The organism is Corynebacterium tuberculostearicum, assembly GCF_032821615.1.
Lineage (GTDB): Bacteria > Actinomycetota > Actinomycetes > Mycobacteriales > Mycobacteriaceae > Corynebacterium > Corynebacterium tuberculostearicum_H.
Genome location: NZ_JAVBIF010000001.1, coordinates 550444 through 574992, shown reverse-complemented (window position 1 = coordinate 574992; position 24549 = coordinate 550444). Strand labels below are relative to the sequence as shown.

24 protein-coding genes, 2 tRNA genes and 1 pseudogene are annotated in these 24549 nt (G+C 59.8%); 12 read left to right on the top strand and 15 right to left on the bottom strand.

What is annotated here, in order from left to right; all coding sequences use genetic code 11:
• Positions 1–268: 268 nt before the first annotated feature.
• The 3 genes from RAE09_RS02745 to RAE09_RS02735 all read right to left on the bottom strand — a co-directional run bounded on the left by RAE09_RS02745 (position 269) and on the right by RAE09_RS02735 (position 2618).
• Positions 269–1234 (bottom strand): Fic family protein, encoded by a 966-nt coding sequence (locus RAE09_RS02745; protein WP_179386785.1) that lies wholly within the window; start codon positions 1232–1234, stop codon positions 269–271.
• Between the two features lie 490 nt (positions 1235–1724).
• On the bottom strand, positions 1725–2144 hold the full coding sequence (locus RAE09_RS02740) for an organic hydroperoxide resistance protein (RefSeq protein ID WP_316980869.1): 420 nt from the start codon (positions 2142–2144) through the stop codon (positions 1725–1727).
• 54 nt (positions 2145–2198) lie between these two features.
• Positions 2199–2618, bottom strand: coding sequence for an organic hydroperoxide resistance protein (locus RAE09_RS02735; protein ID WP_316980868.1), 420 nt, complete (start codon positions 2616–2618; stop codon positions 2199–2201).
• Positions 2619–2708: 90 nt separating this feature from the next.
• Here RAE09_RS02735 and RAE09_RS02730 point away from each other — a divergent pair, with 90 nt between their 5' ends.
• The 3 genes from RAE09_RS02730 to RAE09_RS02720 all read left to right on the top strand — a co-directional run bounded on the left by RAE09_RS02730 (position 2709) and on the right by RAE09_RS02720 (position 4236).
• Positions 2709–3191: a MarR family winged helix-turn-helix transcriptional regulator gene (locus RAE09_RS02730; protein ID WP_316980867.1), complete on the top strand. Its 483-nt coding sequence runs from the start codon at positions 2709–2711 to the stop codon at positions 3189–3191.
• A 98-nt stretch (positions 3192–3289) separates the two neighbouring features.
• Complete coding sequence (locus RAE09_RS02725; RefSeq protein ID WP_316980866.1) at positions 3290–3859, top strand: Panacea domain-containing protein; 570 nt, start codon at positions 3290–3292, stop codon at positions 3857–3859.
• Between the two features lie 17 nt (positions 3860–3876).
• Positions 3877–4236, top strand: a complete 360-nt coding sequence (locus tag RAE09_RS02720; protein WP_208853986.1) for a type II toxin-antitoxin system death-on-curing family toxin — start codon at positions 3877–3879, stop codon at positions 4234–4236.
• 29 nt (positions 4237–4265) lie between these two features.
• Here the strand turns inward: RAE09_RS02720 and RAE09_RS02715 are convergent, their stop codons facing one another.
• From RAE09_RS02715 to RAE09_RS02700, 4 genes are all read right to left on the bottom strand, one after another.
• Positions 4266–4877 carry a hypothetical protein gene (locus RAE09_RS02715; protein ID WP_316980865.1) on the bottom strand — a complete coding sequence of 204 codons (612 nt, stop codon included), beginning with the start codon at positions 4875–4877 and terminating at the stop codon, positions 4266–4268.
• Between the two features lie 38 nt (positions 4878–4915).
• On the bottom strand, positions 4916–6487 hold the full coding sequence (locus RAE09_RS02710) for a PTS ascorbate transporter subunit IIC (protein ID WP_250410179.1): 1572 nt from the start codon (positions 6485–6487) through the stop codon (positions 4916–4918).
• An 11-nt stretch (positions 6488–6498) separates the two neighbouring features.
• Positions 6499–7314 (bottom strand): PTS sugar transporter subunit IIA, encoded by an 816-nt coding sequence (locus RAE09_RS02705; RefSeq protein WP_316980864.1) that lies wholly within the window; start codon positions 7312–7314, stop codon positions 6499–6501.
• A 172-nt stretch (positions 7315–7486) separates the two neighbouring features.
• On the bottom strand, positions 7487–8482 hold the full coding sequence (locus RAE09_RS02700) for a DUF5067 domain-containing protein (RefSeq protein WP_316980863.1): 996 nt from the start codon (positions 8480–8482) through the stop codon (positions 7487–7489).
• Positions 8483–8593: 111 nt separating this feature from the next.
• Between RAE09_RS02700 and RAE09_RS02695 the strand changes: the two genes are divergently transcribed.
• Both RAE09_RS02695 and RAE09_RS02690 read left to right on the top strand, forming a co-directional pair.
• A tRNA-Ile gene (locus tag RAE09_RS02695) sits at positions 8594–8667 on the top strand.
• A 108-nt stretch (positions 8668–8775) separates the two neighbouring features.
• The gene (locus tag RAE09_RS02690; RefSeq protein ID WP_316980862.1) at positions 8776–9831 is read left to right on the top strand and encodes a trimeric intracellular cation channel family protein; all 1056 of its coding nucleotides are present in this window, start codon (positions 8776–8778) and stop codon (positions 9829–9831) included.
• Positions 9832–9897: 66 nt separating this feature from the next.
• On the opposite strand, the gene RAE09_RS02685 is transcribed toward RAE09_RS02690, so the two are convergent.
• Positions 9898–10434 carry a hypothetical protein gene (locus RAE09_RS02685; protein ID WP_250410181.1) on the bottom strand — a complete coding sequence of 179 codons (537 nt, stop codon included), beginning with the start codon at positions 10432–10434 and terminating at the stop codon, positions 9898–9900.
• A 143-nt stretch (positions 10435–10577) separates the two neighbouring features.
• Here RAE09_RS02685 and RAE09_RS02680 point away from each other — a divergent pair, with 143 nt between their 5' ends.
• Positions 10578–12182, top strand: coding sequence for a mechanosensitive ion channel family protein (locus tag RAE09_RS02680; protein ID WP_316980861.1), 1605 nt, complete (start codon positions 10578–10580; stop codon positions 12180–12182).
• On the opposite strand, the gene RAE09_RS02675 is transcribed toward RAE09_RS02680, so the two are convergent.
• Entirely contained in the window at positions 12179–12319 is a 141-nt protein-coding gene (locus tag RAE09_RS02675; protein WP_302258343.1) for a hypothetical protein, read from the bottom strand. The two genes, RAE09_RS02680 and RAE09_RS02675, sit on opposite strands and share 4 nt — an antisense overlap.
• Here RAE09_RS02675 and RAE09_RS02670 point away from each other — a divergent pair.
• Positions 12318–13406, top strand: a complete 1089-nt coding sequence (locus tag RAE09_RS02670) for an alkene reductase (RefSeq protein ID WP_316980860.1) — start codon at positions 12318–12320, stop codon at positions 13404–13406. The two genes, RAE09_RS02675 and RAE09_RS02670, sit on opposite strands and share 2 nt — an antisense overlap.
• A 147-nt stretch (positions 13407–13553) precedes the next feature.
• Here the strand turns inward: RAE09_RS02670 and RAE09_RS02665 are convergent, their stop codons facing one another.
• The gene (locus tag RAE09_RS02665; RefSeq protein WP_316980859.1) at positions 13554–15224 is read right to left on the bottom strand and encodes an alkaline phosphatase D family protein; all 1671 of its coding nucleotides are present in this window, start codon (positions 15222–15224) and stop codon (positions 13554–13556) included.
• A gap of 352 nt (positions 15225–15576) precedes the next feature.
• On the opposite strand from RAE09_RS02665, the gene RAE09_RS02660 reads away from it, so the two are divergent.
• The gene (locus RAE09_RS02660) at positions 15577–16371 is read left to right on the top strand and encodes a serine hydrolase domain-containing protein (RefSeq protein WP_316980858.1); all 795 of its coding nucleotides are present in this window, start codon (positions 15577–15579) and stop codon (positions 16369–16371) included.
• A gap of 475 nt (positions 16372–16846) precedes the next feature.
• Entirely contained in the window at positions 16847–17257 is a 411-nt protein-coding gene (locus RAE09_RS02655; protein WP_200435398.1) for a hypothetical protein, read from the top strand.
• Between the two features lie 79 nt (positions 17258–17336).
• On the opposite strand, the gene RAE09_RS02650 is transcribed toward RAE09_RS02655, so the two are convergent.
• Together RAE09_RS02650 and RAE09_RS02645 are read right to left on the bottom strand one after the other, a co-directional pair.
• Entirely contained in the window at positions 17337–18122 is a 786-nt protein-coding gene (locus RAE09_RS02650; RefSeq protein ID WP_200435399.1) for an HAD-IIA family hydrolase, read from the bottom strand.
• Positions 18119–18412: an acyl carrier protein gene (locus RAE09_RS02645; protein ID WP_005324371.1), complete on the bottom strand. Its 294-nt coding sequence runs from the start codon at positions 18410–18412 to the stop codon at positions 18119–18121. The genes RAE09_RS02650 and RAE09_RS02645 overlap by 4 nt, the downstream gene beginning before the upstream one ends.
• Positions 18413–18439: 27 nt before the next feature.
• Between RAE09_RS02645 and RAE09_RS02640 the strand changes: the two genes are divergently transcribed.
• Positions 18440–19438: an alpha/beta fold hydrolase gene (locus RAE09_RS02640; protein ID WP_316980857.1), complete on the top strand. Its 999-nt coding sequence runs from the start codon at positions 18440–18442 to the stop codon at positions 19436–19438.
• Positions 19439–19553: 115 nt separating this feature from the next.
• On the opposite strand, the gene aceE is transcribed toward RAE09_RS02640, so the two are convergent.
• Entirely contained in the window at positions 19554–22301 is a 2748-nt protein-coding gene (aceE, locus tag RAE09_RS02635) for a pyruvate dehydrogenase (acetyl-transferring), homodimeric type (RefSeq protein WP_316980856.1), read from the bottom strand.
• 338 nt (positions 22302–22639) lie between these two features.
• Between aceE and RAE09_RS02630 the strand changes: the two genes are divergently transcribed.
• Both RAE09_RS02630 and RAE09_RS02625 read left to right on the top strand, forming a co-directional pair.
• Complete coding sequence (locus tag RAE09_RS02630) at positions 22640–23038, top strand: DUF3052 domain-containing protein (protein WP_316980855.1); 399 nt, start codon at positions 22640–22642, stop codon at positions 23036–23038.
• Positions 23039–23106: 68 nt separating this feature from the next.
• A tRNA-Val gene (locus tag RAE09_RS02625) sits at positions 23107–23179 on the top strand.
• Positions 23180–23318: 139 nt separating this feature from the next.
• Here RAE09_RS02625 and RAE09_RS02620 read toward each other — a convergent pair.
• Together RAE09_RS02620 and RAE09_RS02615 are read right to left on the bottom strand one after the other, a co-directional pair.
• A pseudogene (locus tag RAE09_RS02620) lies at positions 23319–23603 on the bottom strand (IS256 family transposase); the annotation flags it as partial.
• A 143-nt stretch (positions 23604–23746) separates the two neighbouring features.
• Positions 23747–24484, bottom strand: coding sequence for a GAP family protein (locus RAE09_RS02615; protein WP_256042106.1), 738 nt, complete (start codon positions 24482–24484; stop codon positions 23747–23749).
• Between the last annotated feature and the right edge of the window lie 65 nt (positions 24485–24549).

The window sequence follows — 24549 nt, the reverse complement described above, 5'->3', positions numbered from 1 at the left end:
GACAGAGAAACCCTATTTATTAAAAATCGACGATTTTATAAAATAGCCATCCACTCTGGGGATCTTATTGCTAAAAACCCGCGTTTTTATCAATAAGGATCCGCAGCGGTGACTACAGGAGTGGAATGCACAGCAGCGCGAAGGGGCACGGCGTGTTGGGCACCAGGTGTTAAGGATTAGATGTACTACGACTGCTAGGTTGGCCCCTTTCTCATTATCAGCATTGAGAACTCGACAAGAAGGGCAGTATCTCTCACTACGAGTGTTGCTATTCAATGTCTAGAAACTCACGGGCTTCTTCCGTGAGTGCAAAAGAGAGCGGCTTGTGTGACCGCTCTTCCAAGAGCCCTTCCTTAACTAGACGTTTCGTATCGGCACGGACGGTTTGCTTACTTTTATCCAAGTAGGTCGCTAGAGTGTCGAGATCGAGTCCTAAGAGAGGGCCAAAAAGCGCGGCTTGTCCCATTATGAAGAGGATATTAAGTCGGCGATCCTCTTTGGAAGTTCCAGGCCCATTTCGCAGTTCTTGAATTCGGCCTTCGAGTTTCTCGAGGGCGAACTTTTTTCGCTCAAGTGAGTTTAATAGAGATTCTTGCGCCGAGCTCAACATCTCTAGGAGCGCAATGACAAAAAACGTTGCCTCGCCACGATTGAGAGGCTCTTCGGTGACCGTGAAGGACTTGTAGTATTTTTGCCGGTCTTTCGAGAGCTCTCGAGAAAGAGACATCGCGGTGGGTACAGAAAGTATTTCTCGCAGCTTCAAGCCCATGAGAAACCGGCCGAGACGGCCATTGCCATCATAAAATGGATGCGTGTGCTCGAACATAAAATGCCCTGCTAGGGCATTAATGAGGCCGTTTGAAGTAGACGCTTGACACGCCAGGAACTGTTGGAGCCTGGTTCGAATATCTTGCTCGTTGTGAGCCTCGGACGTGAATTGGGTGCTGCCGCCAAAGATGTGGACAACGCCATTTCGAAACAGCTCACCGTCGATACCATTCTCAGCATCGATTTCTCCTTTGAGGAGAGAATCGTAGAGCGCGCGAATATCTTCAAGCTGAGTGGGAAAGCTGACCTCACTTCCATCGAGTCCGGTAAGCGAAGAATATAGCGCTGACATTTCCTCGAAGCGCTTGGTGGAAGTAGAATCCGCCTTGGATAAAGCTTCCGCGATTTCTTTCTTTGTGGAATGAACGCCTTCAATCTCGTTCGAAGATTGAATTTCTTCAATCAAGAGTTGAAAAATGTAGTGGCGCGTCGCAGCTTTAGGTAACAGGGACCATAACCGGGAAATAATAACTTCTCGGCGCCATACCTGTTCACACAAGGAGTGGAGCCGAGTGGTAACAACAACAAAGAGGTCTTTTCCGCGCACCTGATAGTCCCAACAGATTGTACTCGGACTCTGCAGCCTAAGAGCGTGAGCCTCGTCGACGGAGGATTGTCCGTGTGAAGACTGATGGAAAATAGACTTTAAAGAGTGATAAGAGTGTGCCATCGAGGTTCCTTCTATTTGTTAAAAACGCGCCTTTTTATAATTTAGCTCCACCCTACGGCGGGCTTATTGATGAAACGGCGCGTTTTTATCAATAAAGTTCTGGACTGGCCGCCGCGCCGAGCCGTCTTCCAGAGCAGAAGACCAATCTGAGAGGTTGCACAAGGCATAAAAATACCCACGCGGCGCTGAAAGTAGCGCGGCGTGGGCTGGGGGAGCGGACTAGAAACTAGTCCTGTGCAACACCAACGTTGACTTCGATGTTGCCGCGGGTGGCCTTGGAGTAAGGGCACATCTGGTGAGCGGCGTCGGCAAGCTCCTGTGCCTTGTCGTCCTCAACGCCTGGGATGGTGACCTCGAGGTCCACGCCGAGGAAGAAGCCCTCGTCGTTCTTGCCCAGGGAAACGCGGGCACCGACGGTGGAGTTCTCCACGTCTACGCCCTTGTCCTTGGCCACTGCCTTCAGTGCGGAGTGGTAGCAAGCGGCGTAACCGGCAGCGAAGAGCTGCTCCGGGTTAGCGCCCTCACCGCTGCCGCCCATCTCCTTTGGGGCGGTCATGGTGAAGTCCAGATCGGAATCCTTGACTACAGAGCGGCCGTCGCGGCCCGCGCCGGTGGAGAGTGCTTCGGTGGTGTAAACGGCGTCCATGATGACTCCTTTTCTATTGGGTCTTTGTACGTCCGCCGATTGTACGCAAGAACGCTAGTCTTCGACGACGCTGACGGTGACCTCGATATTGCCGCGGGTGGCGTTGGAGTAGGGGCAGACCTGGTGGGCGGCGTCGGCAAGCTGCTGCGCAGTGGCACGGTCCTGGGCGGGGATGGATACCTCCAGCTCTACTGCCAGCTGGAAGCCTTCGCCCTGCTTATCGATGCCCACTCGTGCCCCCACGGCCGAATCTCCCAGCTCGACCTTCTGGCTGCGCGCCACGGCCTGCAGCGCGGAGTGGAAGCACGCGGCATAGCCGGCGGCAAAGAGCTGCTCCGGGTTAGCACCCTCGCCGCTGCCGCCCATCTCCTTGGGGATGGCCAGGGCAAAGTCCAGGTCCGAGCCCTTGATGGCGGCGTGGCCGTTGCGGCCTGCTCCGGTGGCGAGGGCCTCGGCGGTGTACATGGCGTCCATGATTGCTCCTTTCAGTAGGTGCTCGAAACGGTTTTGATTGTACACAATTAAATCGGATGCAATGTTTTGCTGACGTCTATACTTTTGGCCATGAATGACGCGCCCACTGATCGCCTCGCCCTGGATAGTCAGCTGTGCTTTGCGCTCTACCGCGCCAATAGGGCAGTGGTGCGCTCCTACCGCCCGCTGTTGGCGGAGCTCGGCCTGACCTATCCGCAGTACCTGGTCATGTTGGCGCTGTGGGAGGCAGATGAGCCGGTGCCGCTGAAATTCATCGACTCCCGCCTGGGCCTGGATAGTGGCACGCTCACGCCGCTGCTCAAGCGCTTGGAAAAGCAGGGCTATGTGGAGCGTTGGCGCGACCCGAACGATGAACGGCGCACCCTCGCTGCCCTGACTGCCGACGGCGCCTCCCTCCGCACCCGTGCCGAATGCATCCCCGAAGCCATGGCCGCGGCCTATAAGGAGGTAGGCCTCGACCTTGCCGAGTTCAAGAAATCGCTGGACATCCTCGCCGGCGTGCCCGTGGACGTGGAGCTGCCGTGGCCTTCTGAGGATGACTTTGTAGGTTAAAGTGTGGCCTTCATATAGCAGATGAGGACGGCTATACTGGCTTAAGAATTTTGGCTCTTTACACGTAAAAATTGTTTCGCACTATGAGAGGAGGGGCCATGGCTACAGCAGTAGACGTCGCGCAGGTTATCTACAACAAACTGGGGTGGGTCGATGCGTGGAAGCTGGAGAAGCTTACGTATTACTGCCAAGCGTGGAGCCTGGGCTGGTACGGGCGACCTCTTGTCTCGAATGAATTTCAGGCGTGGAAGGACGGTCCGGTTGAACCCGACCTCTATCGCGAGAATAAATATCAACGCTCCGAGAAATCCTCCACGGTGTTACCGGGAGCTGATGTAGAGGCAATAGGGGAGGAAGCCGAAAAGATCATCGATGCTGTGATTGCCTTTTATGGTGATAAGACATCCAACGAACTGATTGAACTTACGCACTCGGAACGTCCATGGATTGTCGCTCGTGGTCAGATGGGCCCCGAGGCGAATGCTAACGAGCCGATTTCGCAGCTGGAAATGAAAAAATACTATGCCTTGCAGGAAGCACGTGGAGCTGAGGGGCCGACGCGGCCTATGCTTTCGGTGCAGCATCTTTCCGGCAGTGACCTCCAGCAGCGCTTGCAAGCTTCAGTAGAACGCTGGAAGGGCGCTCTTGAGATTCTTGCAACCCGATGAATGAGTACTGCCTTCCGGTGGAAGACGTGGTTCGACTGAACCGTCAACTTATCGGTCGGGATGGCAACCTCCTCGATCGGTCGAAACTTGAGTCAGCGTTGGCCACCCCTTTACAAACCTTCGGCGGAGAGTACTTGCACCCATCTGCACTGGATAGGGCTGCAGCGTTGTTGCACTATCTGGCAAAAGCGCATGCATTCGTTGACGGCAATAAGCGAATCGCCTGGGTATGTGCCTCCACCTACCTAGAAATCGAAGGCTTTGGGCTGGGGCCAATCCCCGATGAAGAAATTGTGGAGCTCGTTGAAACCGTGGCCGCTGCGCGCGATAAGAAGGAAGGCTTCATTGCAGAATGGTTTGCTGAACGGTTGATCTAGTTCGGTCTGGTTAGTTTCTTGGCTAGCGGTTAGTTCGTGGTGGCCACGCGCTTGGTCCACACGCTCCTATCCGCGGTTTCAAACGAGGCACTCACCGTTCTATCGCTGGGCTTTTCGCAGGTGAGCACTCGCTGGTCGCTGCCCATGCGGCAATCCAGGTTATAGGACTGCTTGGTCACCGGGCTGCTGGCGGTGATATCTGCGTGGTATACCGCCGTCACCGTGGGATCTTTCGAACGCATGGTGTAGCTAGCCTGCATCGCGGCATCGAAGACCGCGGCGGCGAATTCGCATGAAGTCAGATCGCCGGCGTCGATGGAATCGCCCGATGACGATGTGCCGCAGTAGCCGCCAATCTGGCCCGCGTTGATGTTGTGGTTGCCGCCGGCCGGCGGTGCGGGCTGCTCCGGTTCGGCCTGTTTGGTGACTGTCTCGGTGCGGCGTTGTTTCGTTTCCTTTTCCGGGCTGGATTCTTTTTCGGCTTTGCCCGCAGCGGAGCTATTGTCCTGTGCGGTGGAGAAGGCCGGCTCATTCGCCGGCGCGGAGTTGTTATCGGAATCGGAGCCGGAGCCGCAGGCGCTTACGGTGAGGCCAGCGGCGAGAAGGATGGACGCTAAGGGGAATAAGGAAGGGCGCTGCATAGGGGATACTGTAGCGCCCTTTGGGGTGTGGCGCGGGGCTAGTGGTCTACGCGGGTGGGTGGAACCGGCGCGCCCTCAGGTGGTAGCACCTTGGGATACTTCTTGGCGGTGCCGGAAGAAGTGGCAGCCGCGGTTGCGCCCTCGGTGGTACCGGCGGTGCTAGTAGGGGAAGGACGGTGCGGGGAGGGGTCCCAGTGGGCGTCGACAAGCGTGCGCTGGCATACCCAGCCCAAGGCCAAGATGGCCAGCGCGATAAGGGCAATGAAGAAAAGCCCCAGAGCGCCATCGGCGTGGATGGACCAACCCAGCAGCAGGCCGAGCCAGCCAAAGTCAGCATCGCCGAAAGTGGTATTCGCCGAGCCGAAGGAGCCCAGGACGCTGAGGAGGAATGCCGGCAGGAAGGTAATGATGAGGCCGTTGACAAAGGCGCCGAGTGCCGCGCCGCGGCGTCCACCGGTGGCATTGCCGTAGACGCCGGCCGCGCCGCCGGTAAAGAAGTGTGGCACGAGGCCCGGCAGAATCAGGGCCACGCCAAAGGCTGGGTTGAGCCAGGTGGAAAGCACGGCAAGGCCCACCAGTCCGCCCACGAAGGAAGAGATGAAGCCGATGAGGACTGCATTCTGGGCATAGGGGAAGACGATGGGCGCATCCAGTGCGGGAATCGCGCCGGGCACGACCTTGGCCGCAATGCCCTGGAACGCGGGCACGAGCTCGCCCAAAATGGTGCGTACGCCAAAGAGGATAACGGCCACAGCCACGCCGAACTGGAGGCCTTGGGTGACGGACTGCATCAAGAAATTGCCCACATTGGTGGCACCATCAGGGAAGGCGGTAAAGGCTTCCTCCGAACCGGCGCGGGCAATGAATAGCACGGCGAGCACAACGTACATCAGCGCCATGGAGAGCGCGGTTGCCACCATAGAATCGCGCAAAAAGCGCAGGCCTTCCGGTAGCTTTAGGTCTTCAGTAGAGGGCGACATCTTCTTTCCCTTGCCGCCCACCAGCTTGCCGACGCCGCCCGCAGCCAAGTACCCCATAGTGCCGAAGTGTCCGATGGCAACGGAGTCATCGCCGGTAATCCGGCGGGTAAACGGGTGCGCGATAGCCGGCAGCGAGACCATGAGAATGCCGAGCAGGGCCGCGCCAAAGGCGATGACGATCCAGGACGAGTACCCGGCAGGGGCGAGCACCATAGTGAGAAGCGTGGCCATGAATAGGACGTGGTGGCCGGTGAGGAATACGTAGCTCATGGGCGTGAAGCGGGCGAGGAGTAGGGAGACCACAAAGCCGAGGATCATAATCCAGGCGACCTGGCTGCCGAACTGGTCTTGGGCAATGCCTACGATTGCCTCATTGGTGGGAACCACGCCTTGCGCGCCGGTAGCGCCCGTAATCATGGCGCCGAGCGGCTCCAGCGAATCGGTGACGAGACCGGCGCCGGCACCGATGAGCAAGAACCCAAGCGTGGCCTTGATGGCGCCGCCAATGGTTTTGCCGGTGCCGCGCCCCATCGCGGCCAAGCCGACCGCGGTGATGATGCCGATGAGGAATGCCGGTACGGAGAGGATCTCATTGACAAGGAAGTTTGCTATAGCAAGAAGAAAATCCATGAGGATGCTCCTTAGATGTCATAGAGCTCGCGCAGAGCCCCATCGATTTCAGACATAGAGGTGAAGTCTTGAATGACGTAGACGGGAACGCCGACATCGCCAAGCGTTGCCGCAATCTCGCCGGAGGTGAGCAGGAAATCCGCCTCGCTCGCCCGACCCTTGGCGGAGATGGTGTCCGTGGCTTCAACATTCAGGTACGGTCCCCAGCCCCATTCATCGAGAACCTGCTCGAGCGTGTTCTTAAGGAATAGCGAGGTTCCCAGGCCGTTGCCGCACACCGTGAGGATCTTTCCCTTGGACGCGACAGAATCTGCGGCCGTGTGCTTTGTTTCCTGGGACGCGGGCGCCGCTTTCGGATCGGCCGCTGGCTGCTTCTTGCTCGAAGTCGATGCGGTGAGAACCGCGCGCAGTTCCTCTTCGGATTCTGCCCGATTGAGCTCGGCGCGCTTGGTGGCAAGCAGCTTTGCCAGTTGTTTCATCGCCTGCAGATGCTCGGAGTCATTGCGCGCTGCGAAAGCTACGACCAGGTCGACGGGATCGTTAGAGTCATGGCCGAATTTCACCGGCTCATCTAGGCGTACCCACGACAGGGAAGTTTCCTTCACCGCCTCCGAAGGGCGCGCGTGCGCAAAGGCGAATCCCGGCGCCACCACGATATAGGGGCCCGTTTCCTCCACGGAGTGCATCATTGCCTCGGTGTAATCCGCGGTGATCGTGTCTGCTTCTTCCAGCAGCGAGCCCGCCAGCCGGATGGCCTGCCTCCAGTTATCCGCGGCGCCGTGCAGCTCCACCGCGCCGGGCACCAAAAGGGAATCTAGTGTCGCCATGTGTATCTCCCATCACAAAAATAGTGACATCGGGGTGAATGTCACTGATGATTCTATGCTGTGGAGAAATCGGAGGTAAAAGCAGGGGTAACGTTTGCACAGGCTTAAACCCGAACCGCCTCGAGTTGAGTGGGATTGAGGCTGGGCAACCACTTCCACCTCGGAACTGGAGCTAGATGGAATGAGTGTCTTTCTCGTTTTTCTTAGGTAGCTCCGGGCTCGAGTCTTCGTCCTTTGGCGCGGGATCCATCGGGGTAGATTCCTCCAGCTTATAAGTCTGCGAGCCCACTTCTTCCTCGCCGTATTTTTCCCTGGCTACCAGTTCTACTGGAGTGGTGAGGTCATCAAGCTCGAAGGCGGCGGAGCTCTTGACCGTGCCGCCCTTCTTGATCTTGTCCAACATGTTGTCAGTATCGATGTATTCGCTAAAACCGGTTTTGAGCTCATTGACGGAGTTCTCGTCGTTATCCTGGATTGCGGTGAACATGGAGGAGAAATCCGCTGTGCGCAGCTCTTTGTCGGTCTTATTGGTCATCTCGTAGTCAAATACGATGATGGGCTTATCGCCAATCCGGTTTCCAGGGGAGCCCGGATCGATAACGTGGTGTCCGGTGATCTTGACCGTAGCGGTGGGCAGCTCCAGAATGTTGTCTTTGAAAGAGCGGGTGGCATCGGTGTTTTGGAGCTCATTTTTGGTTTCGGGCTCGTCGCTAATCTTCTTTAACGCGACGTCCAGTGGGACACTTTCCGTCTTGAACTTGAATTTAAGCTGATCGTCTTCGAGCTTGAAGTCTAGGTTGTCCGGCATCATGTCATCGGATACGGGATCCACGCCGCCGGCGTCTTTCTTGGAAGCTACCGTCTCGCCCTTGGCTGCCTTGGCGGCGTCAAAGGTTCCAATCCATAGTGGCTCATTATTGCCGGAGCCGTAATCCCACTCCACGGTGATCACATCATCGGTCACGCTGGCGGTGAAGGTAGATGTGTGCTCACCTTCGCCTATTTTTTGTTCCCACGTGCCAATGACGGCTTTCGCGTCTTTGGTAGAACCTTGGCTGTTAGAGGAGTTTTCGTCGGAGTTAGTGGAGGAGGCCTGGTCCGAGTCGGCGGAGCAGGCGGAGAGGGTTAGGGCAGCGGCGATAAGGAAAGAGGCTGTGATGTGGCGCATAATTTACTTATACCGGATGGGGCTGCACTGCGCTGGGCAAATTGGTCTTTAGCCTCGGATTGGCTACTCTTTTGAGAGCGGATCTTCGCCCTAGCGGTGTGTGATCCGCGTGGGGCTATAGCTCAGTCGGTTAGAGCTACGGACTCATAATCCGTTGGTCCCGGGTTCGAGCCCCGGTGGCCCCACGGTGAGAGGGAGGCGTCGGCAAGCAAGGCCGGCGCCTTTTCTGGTGCCTGGCTGCGCATATGGGTGTGCTAATTGCGCGGTGGCGGGTGGTGAAGTCTAATAACCATATGGTTGAAGTGGATCCGCTCATTGAATCTCTCTACCGCTGGTCCGATATCAGCGGCGTGCTGCTGATGGGAATCATCGGCGGCACTATGGCGCGCAAGCGCGGCTATGACATCATCGGCTTTTTCTTCATCGCGATGTTTTCTTCCCTGGGCGGCGGCATGGTGCGCGATGTCCTTATTAACCGCGGCACGGTGGCGGCCATGAGCCAGCCGGAGTACCTCTACCTGGCCTTTGCTGGTGCGCTCATTGCCCGCTTTGTCTACTTCAAGGGCAAGACCTGGGATTATCTGCAAGCGCATGGCGACGCCGTCGTGTCCGGCCTCTGGGCCGCCACCGGCGCAGTTAAGGCAATTACCTATGGGCTGCCGCTTATCCCGTGCATCATGATGGGCGTGTTTACCGCCACCGGCGGATCCATGATTCGTGACATCGTCATGGGGCGCGAGCCTAGCATCTTTGGCGATAACCAGCCGACGGTCATCCCGGCCGTGGCCTGCGCAATCATCGTCTTGGTGGGCCACCACTATGACATGATGGCCGTGGGCATGATTATCGGGCCGCTGGTTTCCATCTTCTTGGCGCTGCTGGGCATTTGGGCCGGCTGGCGCGTGCCGGCCTACCAGGAGTGGGCGCCGATTAATCACACCGCGGCGCAGGTGAAGGTGCTGGCGAAGAAGGCGGAGAATAAGAGCCGCGCGGTGGGCCGCCGCTTGGAGCCGCACCGCGTGCGCTCGTGGCGCCACCGCCAGATGGAGGCCGCACTGCAGCGCCGCATCGAAAAGGAAGTGCGCTCCGGCAAACGCCGCAAGGAGGCCGCGGCGGAGGCCAGCGAGTTTATGCAGTCGTTTGAATCGGACGTCGATCAGCTCAGTGCCCAGACCGCGGAGTCCGAGAACACCGACTTTGGTATGGACCTGAGCGGTGACTCCTACGAGGCAGAAGAGCAGGCCTCCCATGAGGAATCGCAGCGCCTGCTGGATTCCATCTTGGAAGATGACAAGCTTACTGATGAACTCATTGACCGCCTCATGAAGCGTTATAACTCCCGCGACTAGGCCTGTGGGTTCGGCGCGGTGGTTTAGCGCGGCGGCCTAGCTCGCGGCGGCCTAGCGGGAAACGGCCTAGCGCCCCACCGCGCCGCAGACCTGCGGATCCGTGATGTAGCCCTGTTCGCAGCCATATTGGGTCTGGATTTCTCCGGAGCTCTTATTCCGGTTGCCATTGGCGTCATTGCCATAGCCGCACAGGTAGGCCGGGCAATCCGCGCTCGGGCCGCCGTTATTGGCTTGGCCCTGCTGTGGTGCCTGTTGCTGTGGCGCCGGCTGGACCGGTGGCTGGTTATTGGATTCCTTGCACAGTCCGGCAAACTCCACCCAGGTGCCGTCCGCGCACTGGTACCCCGCGGTATTGGCCTGCTGCTGGTTATTCGTCGCCGGCTCCGGAGTCTGCGTGCGTGGCTCGCGCTCCTGCGGAGTTTCGGTCGTGGTTTCTTCCGTGGTCGATTCCTCGGTGCTTGTTTCGGTGGTGCTGGTCTCGGAGGCAGTCTCCGTCACGGTTTCCTTCACCGTGGAGATGGTGGTGGCGGTGTCGTCGCTGCCGCCGCAGCCAGTGGTAAAGAGGGCAAGGGAAAAGAAGGGGATAAGGAATGATTTCTTCATGCCCCACAGAGTAGCCAAGCCCGGCCGAGCCCGCAGGAGTTTGCGCAGGGCATAGGGGGTGCGCGTCGGAAGGAGCGGGGTTTGCATGGTTGCTGGCAGTCAACTGGCATCTAGTTTTCAGGCACGCGGCTTAATCTAGAGGCATGAATCTGAAGTATTACTTCTACGAGCTGTGGAGCCTCTTTGTTGACCACGGCTTACCGCTTATCGCGCTATTGCTGATAGGCATTTTGATCCCGCGCATCGGCAGGCTGGCCATCCGCATCATGGAGCGCGGCCTCGATGAAGACGAAGAAGCCACCAAGGCGCGCCTGGCACTGACCGGAGCGCTGGTCTACATCGTGCAGGCAGCAGCGTACTTCCTCATCATTTGGGCCGCGTTGACCAATCTCGGCGTGCCCGCGGTAGGTGCGGCAGTGCCGGCGACGATAGTCTCGGCCGCCGTGGGCTTTGGCGCCCAGTCCATCATTGCGGACTTTCTCTCTGGCTTCTTCATCCTTTCGGAAAAGCAATTTGGCGTGGGCGACTACGTCAGCTTTGATGGCGTGACTGACGTGGAAGGAACCGTGGTGATGCTGACCCTGCGCACTACCAAGGTGCGCACACCCACCGGCGAGCTGGTCACCGTGCCCAATAGCTCGGCCGGCGCGGTCACCAATTACTCCCAGGAGTGGTCGCGCGCCGTGGTCAACTTTGACGTGCCGGTGCAAGAAGGCGAGACCCTGCCAGAAATCACGCGCCGGGTGCGCACGATTTCCGAGCAAGCCATCCAGGAACCGTCCATCGCCGTAGACGTCAATGGCGAGCTCGAGGTGCTGCCGGCCACCCAGTTGGTTGCCCCGCAGGCCGCCGGACAGTCGTGGCATGTGACCTACCGCGTGTTGGTTACCGTAAACCCCGCCCGCCAGTGGGCGGTGGAGCGTGCCATTCGCTCCGCGCTGCTTTCCGAGTTCTGGGATCACTACAACGTGGCCGACTTGGACGAAATCCAGCGCCCGCTTCTTCCGGCAGGCGACAATCCAGCGGCACAAGAGTCCGTCAAGGATGCCTCCGCGGCAGGGGAGGGCTCGCGCCCCGATTCCCGGCCAGAACACCAGTCACCCGAGGCGGATGGCCCGAAAAGCGATGGCCCCGGAAAGCCCGCGCTGCCGGATGAGGAGGACCAGGAGCCCGAGCCCACCCAGGGCATCTGGCGCGCGCTGGAGACCAATACCAAGTTCCAGAAGATCGCCACCATTGGCGGCCGTGTCCGCGCCTCTACCACGGGCCTCATCCTGGCTCTGCTCGTCGTCGGCGCCCTGGCCCTGGCCTCAAGCAATCCCGAAAACGGCGATGCGGGCTGGCTTTCGCCCGAGCACTGGCGCGATAGCGGCGCGGCGGCCTCTTCCTCGCAGCTTTCCGACGCTCCCTCCACCAACCCCACCCCCGAATCCACCGAGACCGGCACGCAGTACGAACCGGCGGAGGACAGCACTGCTCCCACAGAGACCGCCAACCCGCAAGGCTCTAATGGCGCTGGCGCGACCGATTCGCCTGCCGGCGGCGGTAGCGGCGGCGGTCAGGAAACTGACGCTACCGGCAATGCCTCGCCCGCGCCGAGCGCCGCCAACGGCGCAGATAACGCCGGTGCTGGCTCGGACAACGGCTCCGGCAACGCCTCTAATGCAGGCGGAGATGCCGGCTCCGGCACCCAAGCGTCCGGAACCGCCGGTAGCACCGGCCAAGAGATCCCAGCAGAGCCGCGCTAGTAGGGCTGGCCTTCTACAGTAAGTCGGTCCGTCCAGCGCTCATTATTGGGCGAGGTAAAGCTGGCATACACGCTGGTGTCATCGTCCTTTTGGCAATGGTGAAATAGTGCAGCCCGGCTGCGCGTTGCACTGGGCATGACTTCACTTTTCGAACCACTGGAACTTGGCCGATTCAAGCTAGATAACCGCGTCACCATGGCGGCGCTGACCCGCCAGCGTGCAGGCGAAAGCGGTGTACCTACCGAGCTGCACCAGAAGTACTACTCGCAGCGCGCCACGGCTGGTCTGGTGGTTACGGAGGGAACTTTCCCGGCGTGGACCAACCGCGCATTCCCGGGCCAGGCAGGCATTGCCACCGATGAGCAGGCAGAAGGCTGGCGCGCCGTCGCAGACCGCGTGCACGAGGAAGGCGGCACCCTGTTCATGCAGATCATGCATGGCGGCCGCACGAGCCACCCGGACCTGATTGACGGTGCGAACCCGGAGGCGCCGAGCGCCTTTGACTGGGGCGGAACCGTGCGTGGCTTCGCTGGCAAGATGGATGCGCCGGTGCCGCGCGAGCTGAAGAAGGAAGAGCTGCCGCGCATCGTGGATGAATTCCGCCAGGGCGCGCGCCGGGCTATTGATGCTGGTGTCGACGGCGTGGAGATCCACGGCGCCAACGGCTACCTGCTGCATGAGTTCATGGCGCCGTCTGCCAATAAGCGCGAAGATGAATTCGGCGGCAGCCCGGAAAATCGCTGGCGCCTGCCAGAGATGGTCATTCGCGCTGTGGTGGAGGAGATTGGTGCCGACCGCGTGGGCGTGCGTTTCTCCCCGGCACACAACGTGCAGGGCGTCATCGAAGACGATCAGGAAGACATGCTGGCCACCTACGGCGGGCTTCTCGACGCCCTGGCACCGCTGAACCTGGCCTACGTATCCCTGCTGCATGGCGAGCCGGACAGCGAGCTCATCGCCACGCTGGCGCAGAAGGCACGCGCAAACGGCGTGACCAAGGTGCTCATGAATGATGGCTTCCCCACGATGACCTCCAAGGAGGATGCCCAGCGCGAAATCGAGCTGGATTACGTGGATGCCGCAGTAGTAGGCCGCGAGCTCATCGCCAACCCGGACCTGGTGCGCCGCTGGCGCGAGGGCCTTGAGCTTAACGAGCCGGACCAGGATACGTTCTACCTGGGCGGCGAGCGCGGATACATCGACTATGAGTATGCCGCGGACTAGGGAAGAATCCGCGGCACCAAAGGGGGCCCGAGAGGCGGGCGAGTGATAGGTAGTGAAATTCCCCAGAGAGGGTCTTTCACTATCTCTATCGAAGGTGTACTACTCGTTCGTTAACATCGAGTACCTGTCATGTGACAGAACTTACAACTATTTGCTGTAGCCCTCGCCCGGGCGCCAGGTCATGGTCACGGCCTCGCGCACCGGGGACTTGGCAGTGAGCAGGTTATCCACGCGCAACCAGTGCATTTCCGCCGAATCCGGGCGCACGGTGACAAAGCTGTAGCCGTGGTGGTCCAAATCCACGTGGCGGGTATGTGGGTTGGCGCCCATCAGGTAGCGCTCGGCCAACTTGGACAGCTCATTGCCCTCCGGCAGCTTCAGCTGCTCGTTCACGTTGGGCGCAGACACGGAGGCGCAGACCATTTCGGCGCCGAAGATGCGGCCATCCTTGCTGATATTATGCGCCCACTCGGAGTGGATATCGCCGGTGACAAAGAGGGTGTGGGAGTCGTGCTTTGAGAGGGCGTCGATAAGCAAGCGGCGCTCCGCCGAGTAGCCATCCCACTGGTCGCCGTTGACCGGAATGCCGGTGATATTGGAAGACAGCGAGGAAGAGACCGGCTTGGTCTTGTCATCTTGTTGCAGGGTAGCCAGGTTCATAGGGGAGAACATGACGGAATTGCCCAGCATATTCCACTTGGCAGAAGAGGTCTCGATCTTATTGAGCAGCCAGTTGTACTGCTCGGAGCCAAGCATCGTGCGGCCCTCTGCAGCCATCTTGCGCGGGCCAAAGCGCACCTGCTCATCGCGGTAGGTGCGCAGGTCCATCATGGTCAGCTCCACCAGATCGCCGAAGGTCAGACTGCGGTAGAGGTGGCCCTGCTCGGATGGGTTGGTCGCGCGCACCGGCATCCATTCGAAGTAGGCCTGCATCGCGGCCTTGCGGCGGTCCAGGAAGGCTCCTTCCTCGCCTTCGGTGTGGTTCTCGGCGCCCTCGCGCCAGTTATCGTTGGCCACCTCGTGGTCATCCCACACCACGACCCACGGCAGCGCGGCGTGTGCGGCCTGCAGGTTCTCATCGGTGTGGTAGCGGCCGAAGCGGATGCGGTAATCCTCCAGCGAGATAATCTCGTGCGCCGGGTGGTGCAGGCGCACCGGGCCATAGCCGGAGTATTCGCGCTGCGGATACTCGTAGATATAGTCGCCCAAGAAAATCATGTAATCCAGCTGGTCCGCGCGGCCGCGTTGGGCAATATCGCCATAGGCATTGAAGAAGCCGGACTCCCAGTTAGCGCAGCTAGCCACACCGAAGGTGAGCTCCTCCGGGGAGGCGCTCAGCGCCGGGGCGGTCTTGGTGCGGCCGACGGGCGAGTACTTTTCCTGTGCCTTAAAACGGAAGAAGTACACGGTCTCCGGCTCCAGGCCGTGCGGGTCCACGTGCACGGTGTGGTCCTGGTTGGCATCGGTGGTCACTTCGCCCCGCTTGACGACGTCCCCAAACCCCTCATCCTTGGCAATTTCCCACTCCACTCGGGTGGCCTCGCCCAGTCCGGATCCCGGCATGGCATCGGCATCCGGGGTCACGCGGGTCCACAAGATGACCGAATCCGGAATCGGGTCACCCGAGGCCACACCGTGGAGGAAGGGTCGCTCGCCCAGCTTCGGCTCCACCATGTGCTGCTCCACGCGCGGCGAGAGGCTGCTTTGGGCATTGGCGGCTGCACCGGACAGAGCGATGGCGGCACCGGCGGTACCGGTGGATTGCAGGAAGCGGCGGCGGTTAACTGCGCTGCCCGTGTTCTTAGAATTATTAGACATGGTTGAAAGTTTTCTCATGTCTAGTGGGTGTGCAACCGTTTCCTGTCCGATTCCATAAAATGTTCTTGTTGTTTTAACCGGTGGTTTACTTGGGCGGCCTCCTGTGGAGCTGACGCGTCTGGCGGTTGGGCGGTTTCGAGGGGCTTTCGCCGGCTTCTGTGGCTTAGGTCCATTCTGATCGGGCTGATTTGAGGCCTATAGGGCTGAATTGAGGGGTCCATTCGCTCAGATCGGCCCGATCACCTTGGACCTAAGGTGTGCGGAACCCAGTAGACCTAAGGAGTGACCGGCTCGAAAAGGCGCGCCCAAAGCGGTCCATTCCTTCCGAATGCGGCTCAGTAGGCTAGAGAGTATGAGTGAATTTAGCCAAATTAGCCAGTGGCCCGCGGATACGGTGGCCGGAGCCTTGCTGCACCGCGGCGAAGTGCAAGAAACGGTGGGGGATACCGCCCGCGAGTTCCCGGTGGCATCGGTGACCAAGCTGGTCGCAGCCTACGGCGTGATGCTGGCCGTGGAAGAAGGAGCCGTGGAGCTTGAGCAGCCAGCCGGCCCGGAAGGCTCCACGCTCGAGCACCTGCTTGCGCATGCCTCTGGGATTTCCTTTGATTCCCGGGAGTCGCAAAAGCCGGTGGGCGAGCGCCGCATCTACTCCTCGGCCGGTTATGAGTGGGCCGCGGATACCGTGGCCGAAGCCACGGGCATGGACTTTGCCGAGTACCTGCGTGAAGGCATATTGGCCCCGCTGGGCATGGAGTCCACCCGGCTCGAAGGCTCGGCCGGCCACGGTTTGGTCTCCACGGTGGAGGACCTCGCGGCCTTCGCTGCGGAAGTTCAAGACCCACAGATTTTGCACCCCTCCACCGTGGCCGATATGCGCCGCGTACACTTCGGCGGCCTGCGTGGCATCGTTCCGGGCTACGGCAGCTTCAAAGACTGCACCTGGGGTCTGGGCTTTGAAATCCGCGGCGACAAGGATCACTGGATGGGCGCCCTGCCTGCCGACGCCGTCGGCCACTTCGGCATGTCCGGCACCTACCTCTGGGTCGCCGGCGACTATGCCATGGTCGCGCTCACAAACCGCGACTTTGGCGAATGGTGCAAGCCGCTCTGGCACGATATGAATACCGCCATCTGGAACTCTTTATAATCCGCCCGCTGTGGCGGAGCGAGCGCCTTCCGCTGAGGGGAGCTGTGTGGTGGAAGGCTCCCCCGTGGGGCGGGGAGAAGTCGGGGAATTTCGTGCGAGAAGGGGCCATCCTGCGCGGGAAACCGGTGCGAGCGCACGGGCGGCGGTTGCGTGGGGGCCTAGTAGCGCGTTCCCGTGCGTGAGCAGGGCTTCTGTTGCCCGCCGTCAAGGAAGGCAAGAATTTTCTCAGCAAACTCCAAATTTCACATTTGTAACATTGGTTTCACCTGCAACTTTAGCCCCAGTCTGTACCTAGGGTTGAGGTTTAGCGAATGGGGGTTGAAGTGAAAGTTGAGGGTTGTAGGGAGGGGTGTGGCGCAGGAAAATTGTGAGCAGACGCATCAGACAGTTCGTTGGGGAAGACGAAGCTCGTCTTGCATCGCGCCGGGCCGGCAGGCCTCGTGCGGTGGTGATCTATGTCGAGGGAGAATCGGCTATGAATACGTGCGTTAACCCTGCGCCGGTTGAACAGCCGGCCTCCACCTCCACGTGGCCCTCCGTCAACGGCGGCGCCACCGTGGTCACTGGTGTGCTTAAGATTTCCGGGATGCCGCGCAAGCTGCGCTCGGAGATTGAACACGCCATGGATCGGTGCATCCGTACCGAGTCGGAATTTATCATTCCGGGCGATGACCCACTGACCGCTCAGTGGTGCACTCGTTGGTTCCGGGATGGGCTTTCCGTAGCGGCGCTTGCCCAAGGCGGGAGCGCCTGCGCCAACGCGGGCAGCGGTATCGGCTGCCACCAGGTGCTTACCGGCACCCGCGAGGAGCTGGACGCGCTTGATTGCGTCGTGCGCTACCTCGCGCAGCGCCACGGCTTTAGTGCTGCCGTGCGCCTGCCGTAGAAGGCACGAAAGGGGTTGGACCAGCTGCTGCTGGCCAACCCCTTTCTTTCTGTCGCCGGATGGTGCGATTAGGAAAGAACTATTCTGCTTCCGCGAAAGGATCCAGGATCTTGTCTGGCAGCTCGGCCACGGACTTCAGCACGGCCGACGGGCGGTATGGGTAGCGGGAAATCTCGTGGTCATCGGAAATGCCGGAGCGCACCAGTACCGTGCGCATGCCGGCCTCAAGGCCCGCCTTCACGTCTGTATCCATGCGGTCACCAATCATAACCGTGTGCTCCGAGTGGGCGCCGATAGTATTCAGCGCAGAACGCATCATGACCGGGTTAGGCTTGCCCACGTAATAAGGCTCGCGGTTGGTGGCGGCGGTAATGAGCGCAGCTACGGCGCCGGTAGCCGGAAGCACGCCCGTGGGGGCGGGGCCGGTGACATCCGGGTTGGTGGCAATAAAACGCGCACCATCGCGGATGAGGTTAATGGCGGTGGTAATCGCCTCAAAGGAGTAAGTGCGGGTCTCGCCAAGTACAACGAAGTCCGGGTCATCGTTGGTGAGGATCCAGCCCGCCTCGTGCATGGCGGTGGTCAGGCCGGATTCGCCCACTACGTAGGCCTTGCTGGAGCTTACCTGGCTGGAAAGGAAGTTCGCGGTAGCGGTAGCGGAGGTCCAGATGCGCTCTGCAGGGATATCCAGGCCGGTATTGCGCAGGCGTGCAGATAGGTCCCGCGGGGTTGACATGGAGTTATTGGTCAACACCATGTACTCGATGTCATTGTCTTTGAGTGCCTGGATAAATTTATCGGCGCCAGGGATCATCTCACCTTCTTTGATGAGCACGCCGTCCATGTCTGATAGATAAGAAATCATTGGTGATCCTCCACATACTCGGCGATATCGCCGATGGTTTCGCTGTTGAGCATCGTCTCCTCAGAAAAACGCACCTGGAAGGCCTCTTCCGCGCGAACGGTAAGCTCCACCAGATCGAGCGACTCCACGCCGATATCCTTCAGGCGGGTCTCGCGGCCCAGGTCCTCCTCGGTCCCGGTGACCTTGCGGATAAGTGCGATAAGCTGGCCGAGAGTATCGCGCTCCGGCTCCTTGTCCGGCGCACTCGCATTGAACTTTGCCTGCAATTGGGCACTGAGGTCGTTTGCCATGCCCACCAGTCTAGTATTGATCCCGTTATGGCATTGAGAAAACGTTCTTCCGTTGTGGCGCGTAGTTGGCTCAAGCGCCTGCGCCCCTCGCACCGCGCCGAGCTAGAAAAGCTCTATGGCGGATTGCATGATCCCTCTACCGAGCCGGGGCTTACCCACATCAGCGCGTCTGGCACCGTGGACCACGGTGGCCTAGACATCGCCTGGTACGAAGTTGGCCAAGAGGATGCCCCGGTGACGGTGGTCTTCATCCACGGCTATTGCCTGTCTTCAGAGGCCTATTATGACCAGGCCAATTACCTGCGCGACCGCAATGCCCGCGCACTGTTGGTGGACCTGCGTGGGCATGGGCAATCCTCCACGGTCGCCCCAGAAGAGTGCACCATTGATGCGGCTGCCGACGACGTCCTAGCCGTCATCCGCGAGCGCGCTCCCCACGGCAATCTGGTCATCGTGGGCCATTCCCTGGGCGGCATGGTTGCCTTGAACCTCATCCGCCGTGCGCCGGCCGAGGTGTATGAGCGCATCAAGGGCGCGTTGCTGATTTCTACCTCTATGCGTCGCTTTGCGGCCAAGGGCGTGGCCCAGATTTTGCAGTCCAAGTCCCTGCACGCGCTCTACCGCCTGTGCCTGCGCCTGCCCGGGCGCGTCGATAGTGCCCGCTTTGAAGTTGCCCGCTTTATCGCCCCGCTTTTTGCCGTGACCCTAGCCGGCTTTCCCCAGATGGAGAAGCTGCAGTTCCACGTTGCCATGCTTCTCGATACCCCTTTGGCCTCCTACTCCGGCTTCTTCGATGACCTTTTGGATCACGCCGAGTATGGTGCCGCAGAACGGCTGGCAAAACTCCACGGTGAGGTAGTGGTGGGCACCGCCGATATCGTGACCCCGCGGTCGCAATCCGAAGTGCTCTGTGAGAATTGGCCCGCCGCGAGCCTGCAAACGGTGGAAGGCTCCGGGCACATGGTGATTCTTGAAGACCCTGAGGCCATCTCCGCGGCGCTCGGCCGCGTCCTCGACGCGATATAGGCAGGCCGCTCGATAGAGCCATTCTTGAGGCATGCAAAAAGGCGCCGCGGCGGGAAGCCGGCGGCGCCTTACTTGCAACGCAGTGGTGCGGGTTTAGCCCGCACCAGTGCGGGGATTAGTCCTCGATGTGGGTGGTAGCGGTGGGATCATCCAGCTTGAGATCCTTGGCTGCCTTCTCCACAACGGAGCGCTCAATCTTGCCCTCGCGAGCCAGGCCATCGAGTACGGCGACGACGATGGACTCGGCATCGATGTTGAAGTAGCGGCGTGCGCCCTCGCGAGTATCGGAGAAGCCGAAGCCATCCGCACCCAAGGTGATGTAGGTACCTGGGACGTACGGACGGATCTGCTCCTGCAGCTCGGTGGTGAAGTCAGAGACGCCAACGAACGGACCCTCGTAGCCCTTGAGCTGGGAGGTGGCAAATGCCTCGGTCGGCTCCTCGCCCTTGCGCAGGGCCTCCTTGTTGCGGCGGGCACCGTCGCGGGCCAGCTCGTTCCAGGAGGTGACGGAGAAGATGGAGGCCTTGACATCGAAGTCGTCGGCAAGCAGCTGCTGCGCGCGCAACGCCTCGTGCACGCCCACACCGGAAGCCAAGATATTGGCAGCAATGGATCCGCCCTCAGCGGTGTTGAAGTGGTAGATGCCCTTGTGCAGGCCCTCCACGTCCAAGTCCTCCGGCTCGGCCGGCTGGTGCACCGGCTCGTTGTAGACGGTGAGGTAGTACATGATGGCCTCGTTGTCCTCGCCGTACATGCGCTCAATACCGCGGGAGACCAGGTGCGCAACCTCGTAGCCAAAGGCCGGGTCATAGGAAACTACAGCCGGGTTGGTAGCGGCCAGGACAGGGGAGTGGCCGTCCATGTGCTGCAGACCCTCACCGGTCAGGGTGGTGCGGCCGGCGGTAGCACCGATAATGAAGCCGCGGCCCATCTGGTCACCAGCTGCCCAGAAGGCATCGCCGGTGCGCTGGAAACCGAACATCGAGTAGAAGATGTACAGCGGAATCATGGCCTCGCCCTGGGTGGCGTAGGACGTAGCTGCCGCGGTGAAGGAGGCGGCGGCACCGGCCTCAGAAATGCCCTCGTGCATGATCTGGCCGTCGGTGGCCTCGCGGTAAGAAAGCATCAAGTCGTGGTCAACCGGCACGTAGTTCTGGCCGCGCGGGTTCCAAATCTTCATGGTGGGGAACCAGGAGTCCATACCAAAGGTACGAGCCTCGTCCGGAATGATCGGCACGACGCGCTTGCCCAGCTCCTTGTTGCGCATGATCTCCTTGAAGGTGCGCACCAGGGCCATGGTGGTAGCTACTTCCTGCTTGCCGGAGCCCTTGCGCACGGAGCGCAGCTTATCCAGCGCAGGTGCCTCAAGCGGGGTGAAGTCCTCACGGCGCTCCGGCAGGAAGCCGCCGAGCTCTTTACGACGCTCCAGCATGTACTTGATCTCCGGGGAATCCTTGCCCGGGTGGTAGTACGGCGGCAGGTACGGATCCTTCTCCAGCTCCTCATCGGAGAACGGAATCTCCTGCTTATCGCGGAAGCGCTTCAGATCATCCAGGGTCAGCTTCTTCATCTGGTGGGTGGCGTTGCGGCCCTCGAAGTTGTGGCCCAGGCCATAGCCCTTAATGGTGTGCGCCAGGATGACGGTTGGCTTGCCGGTGCCCTTGTTCTCCAGCGCACGGGCGTAGGCGGCGTAGACCTTGCGGTAATCGTGGCCGCCGCGGCGCAGTGCCCAAATCTCATCATCGGACATGTCTTCTACCAGCTTGGCCGTGCGCTCATCGCGGCCGAAGAAGTGCTCGCGCACATAGGCGCCGTCGTTGGCCTTGAAGGTCTGGTAGTCACCATCGGAGGTGGTGTTCATGACGTTGACCAGGGCACCCTCGGTGTCCTTTTCCAGCAGCTTATCCCAGCCGCGGCCCCAAATAACCTTGATGACCTCCCAGCCGGCGCCGCGGAAGAAGGACTCCAGCTCCTGGATGATCTGGGTATTGCCGCGAACCGGGCCGTCAAGGCGCTGCAGGTTGCAGTTGACCACGAAGGTGAGGTTATCCAGCTCGTAGAGGGATGCGATCTGCAGCAGACCGCGGGATTCTGGCTCGTCCATCTCGCCATCGCCCAAGAAAGCCCAGACGTGCTGGTTGGAGGTGTCCTTGATGCCGCGGGTCTCCAGGTACTTATTAAAGCGTGCCTGGTAGATAGCGTTAATCGGGCCCAAGCCCATGGACACGGTGGGGAATTCCCAGAACCATGGCATCAGGCGCGGGTGCGGGTAGGACGGCAGGCCCTCGCCCTCACCGCGGGAGACCTCTTGGCGGAAGCTATCAAGATCCTTTTCGGTTAGGCGGCCTTCCATGTATGCGCGCGCGTACATGCCCGGGGAAGCGTGGCCCTGGAAGAAGACCTGGTCGCCGCCCGAAGGATCGTCCTTGCCCTTGAAGAAGTGGTTTAGGCCGACCTCATACAGCGGGGCAGCGCCTGCGTAGGTGGAGATGTGGCCGCCCACACCAATGCCCGGGCGCTGTGCGCGGTGCACCATGATGGCTGCGTTCCAGCGGATCCAGCGGCGGTAGCGCTTTTCCAGCTCCTCATCACCTGGGAACTCCGGCTCCATGGTGGTGGGGATGGTGTTGACGAAGTCCGTAGACGTCAACGATGGCATCTCAACGCGCTTCGCAGTGGCGCGCTCGAGCAGGCGCAGCATCAGGTAGCGGGCGCGCTCCGGATCGGAGTGGTCCAGCAGACCATCGAGGGAGTCCATCCACTCGCGGGTCTCTTCTGGATCATTATCGTGAAGATACGATGCAACGCCGTCGCGGATGAGGGGGAAGTTGGAGTCGCCCTGGTGGGCGTCCTTCTCGGCCATTTAAACCTCCTATTTAAGGGTCTGCACAGTTTGCTTACTAGGATACGCGCTCACAGATCCACAGTCGTTGTGAAGTCCGACTTAAGGGGACGTGCGGTACGTTACATCGCCATAACCAGTATCTTTGTAAATTTCGGTGGGGTAAAAGAGGGTAGTTTGCTAACTCTGTGGAGCCAGCTGCGCTGGCGGCAGGGCCTGCAAAATGGGGGGAATTGCGGCCCTTAGGCGGGTAAAAGGGGCCGGTGGGCGTTAAAATACTTCTATTAAGCCGCGATTTACCCGCAGGATGCGGGCGATACGCGGACCAGACATTCACTAAATTAGGAAGGAAATGCATAGTGGCTGACGCTGCAGTCAAGCTCGGAATCAAGGAAGGGCAGATCGCCCTGGAGCTTGGTTGGGACGAGGATTGCGATACCGCAATCTCTGAATCGATCGAGGCCGTGCTCGGCGACGACTTCTTGGAAGAAGAAAATGACGAGCTGTGCGATGTAGTCCTTCTTTGGTGGCGCGAAGAAGATGGCGATCTTGTGGATGGACTGGTTGACGCGAGCCGCCCGCTGGCTGAAAACGGCGCGGTTTGGCTACTTACCCCAGGTGCGGGCAAGCCAGGCACCGTTGAGCCTGGGCTTATCTCTGAGTCCGCTCAGCTGGCAGGCCTAGTGCAGACCAAGGCGGAGCGCCTAGGCGAGTGGCAAGGCTCTTGCTTGGTGCAGCGCGGATACACGAAGAAGTAGGGCTTTACCTGCCGATTTGTGTTGCTCGAGCAACCTGCGCTACTGTTCTTTACAGCGCAAGAGCGCATGCGGCTTTAGCTCAGCTGGAAGAGCAATTGGTTTACACCCAATAGGTCGGGGGTTCGATCCCCTCAGGCCGCACAACACAGACCGCCTCTCGGATAGATTTCCGGGAGGCGGTCATTTTCGTATGCGCGGGCAGGGTGGGATATGGGGATATGCGACAAAATGTGTGTCTTTTTGTGTTGCCCCGTGTCTGGCTCGGCGTGTCGCGCGGGGGTTAGATTTGGCCTTTCTGGATGCCGATTGAGTGGGTGTAGTCGGTGTCGATAGCGTTGTCGTTGAGGGCTGGTTGTCCGGTTTCGTGGTCGGCTTTGTTCTCGTTGTGGGTTATGTCTGTGACTTTGGCGAGTTGGTCATTACCCCAGTTGCACTGCTTGGCGATTTCAACGGGATCGTCAGGCAGTTGCGTTTTTGAGTAGAGCCACCATTCCAGCATCTTGCGTTGTTGTTCTCCTGACCTACCTCGATGCATTCGTGCGAGCAGCTTCAGCTGGGAGTTCACCTAGAGCAAACCAAGGCGTTGATCATAGCCAATGTCATCGACGCCGACACCGCCACTCCGGCAGGCAAGGAGATTGCAGCCTAAAGACTAACCACACTCAGGCCCGTGCCGGACCCGATCCCTGTTAACAGATCACCGACGATTCAACGTGTCGAAGTGGCGAACCACAAAATCGAGGCGGCTTGGGCAGCGAGGATGAATCCCACGATGCCAATGATCCAAGCAGTAGTGCTCTGCGCGTTCCTCATGAGCCAGTTGTTTAGGCGAATCAACGGTTTTTCGATCGCGGAGCGGGCCACTATTCGGATGCAAGTGAGTAAGAGGGCCGGAAGGATCATTACGAAGCAATAGCCCAGCAAGAGCAGCAAATTGCTGGGGAATCCGGGACCCTCGGCCGTGATGATGCCGATACCCGCGAGGTAGGGCAGCATGGTTGCGGCTTCGAAGAATACGGCGACGAGGGCCAATCCGATGAGCGAGCCGGTGGTGCTCGAAGAGGATTTTCCGCTCATGACCTGCGAACGCCACCTCAATATTCGGTTATCCCCACGTGCTGCTCGCTCCGCAGCGCGTGCTCGAGCTTTCTCGGTGTCCATGAAATGGCTTATTACCAGCAATGCAATCCCTGTGATGAGCTGCACATACCGAAAGCTCGCGGACTCGAACAGATGACTATAAGAGCCAAGTAGCGACGTAGCCCCAAACAGCAATGCCACGCCCAGTGCGAAATAAGAGCCTGCCACAACACTCAGAAAGAGCAGGAGCCTACCGATCCGCAAGCGTCCAGGTGCCGTTAACAAGCCGAGAGGGATCAGGAGGGTGCCGAAGCTGGTCGAATCGATGAGGGCTAGGACGACGAGGCTGCCGATGGTCGCGATCATCACGGGCCTTTCTGAGTAGCACGACTGTGTTAGATGAGACTTTAACACAGTCGTGCTAAAGTTTT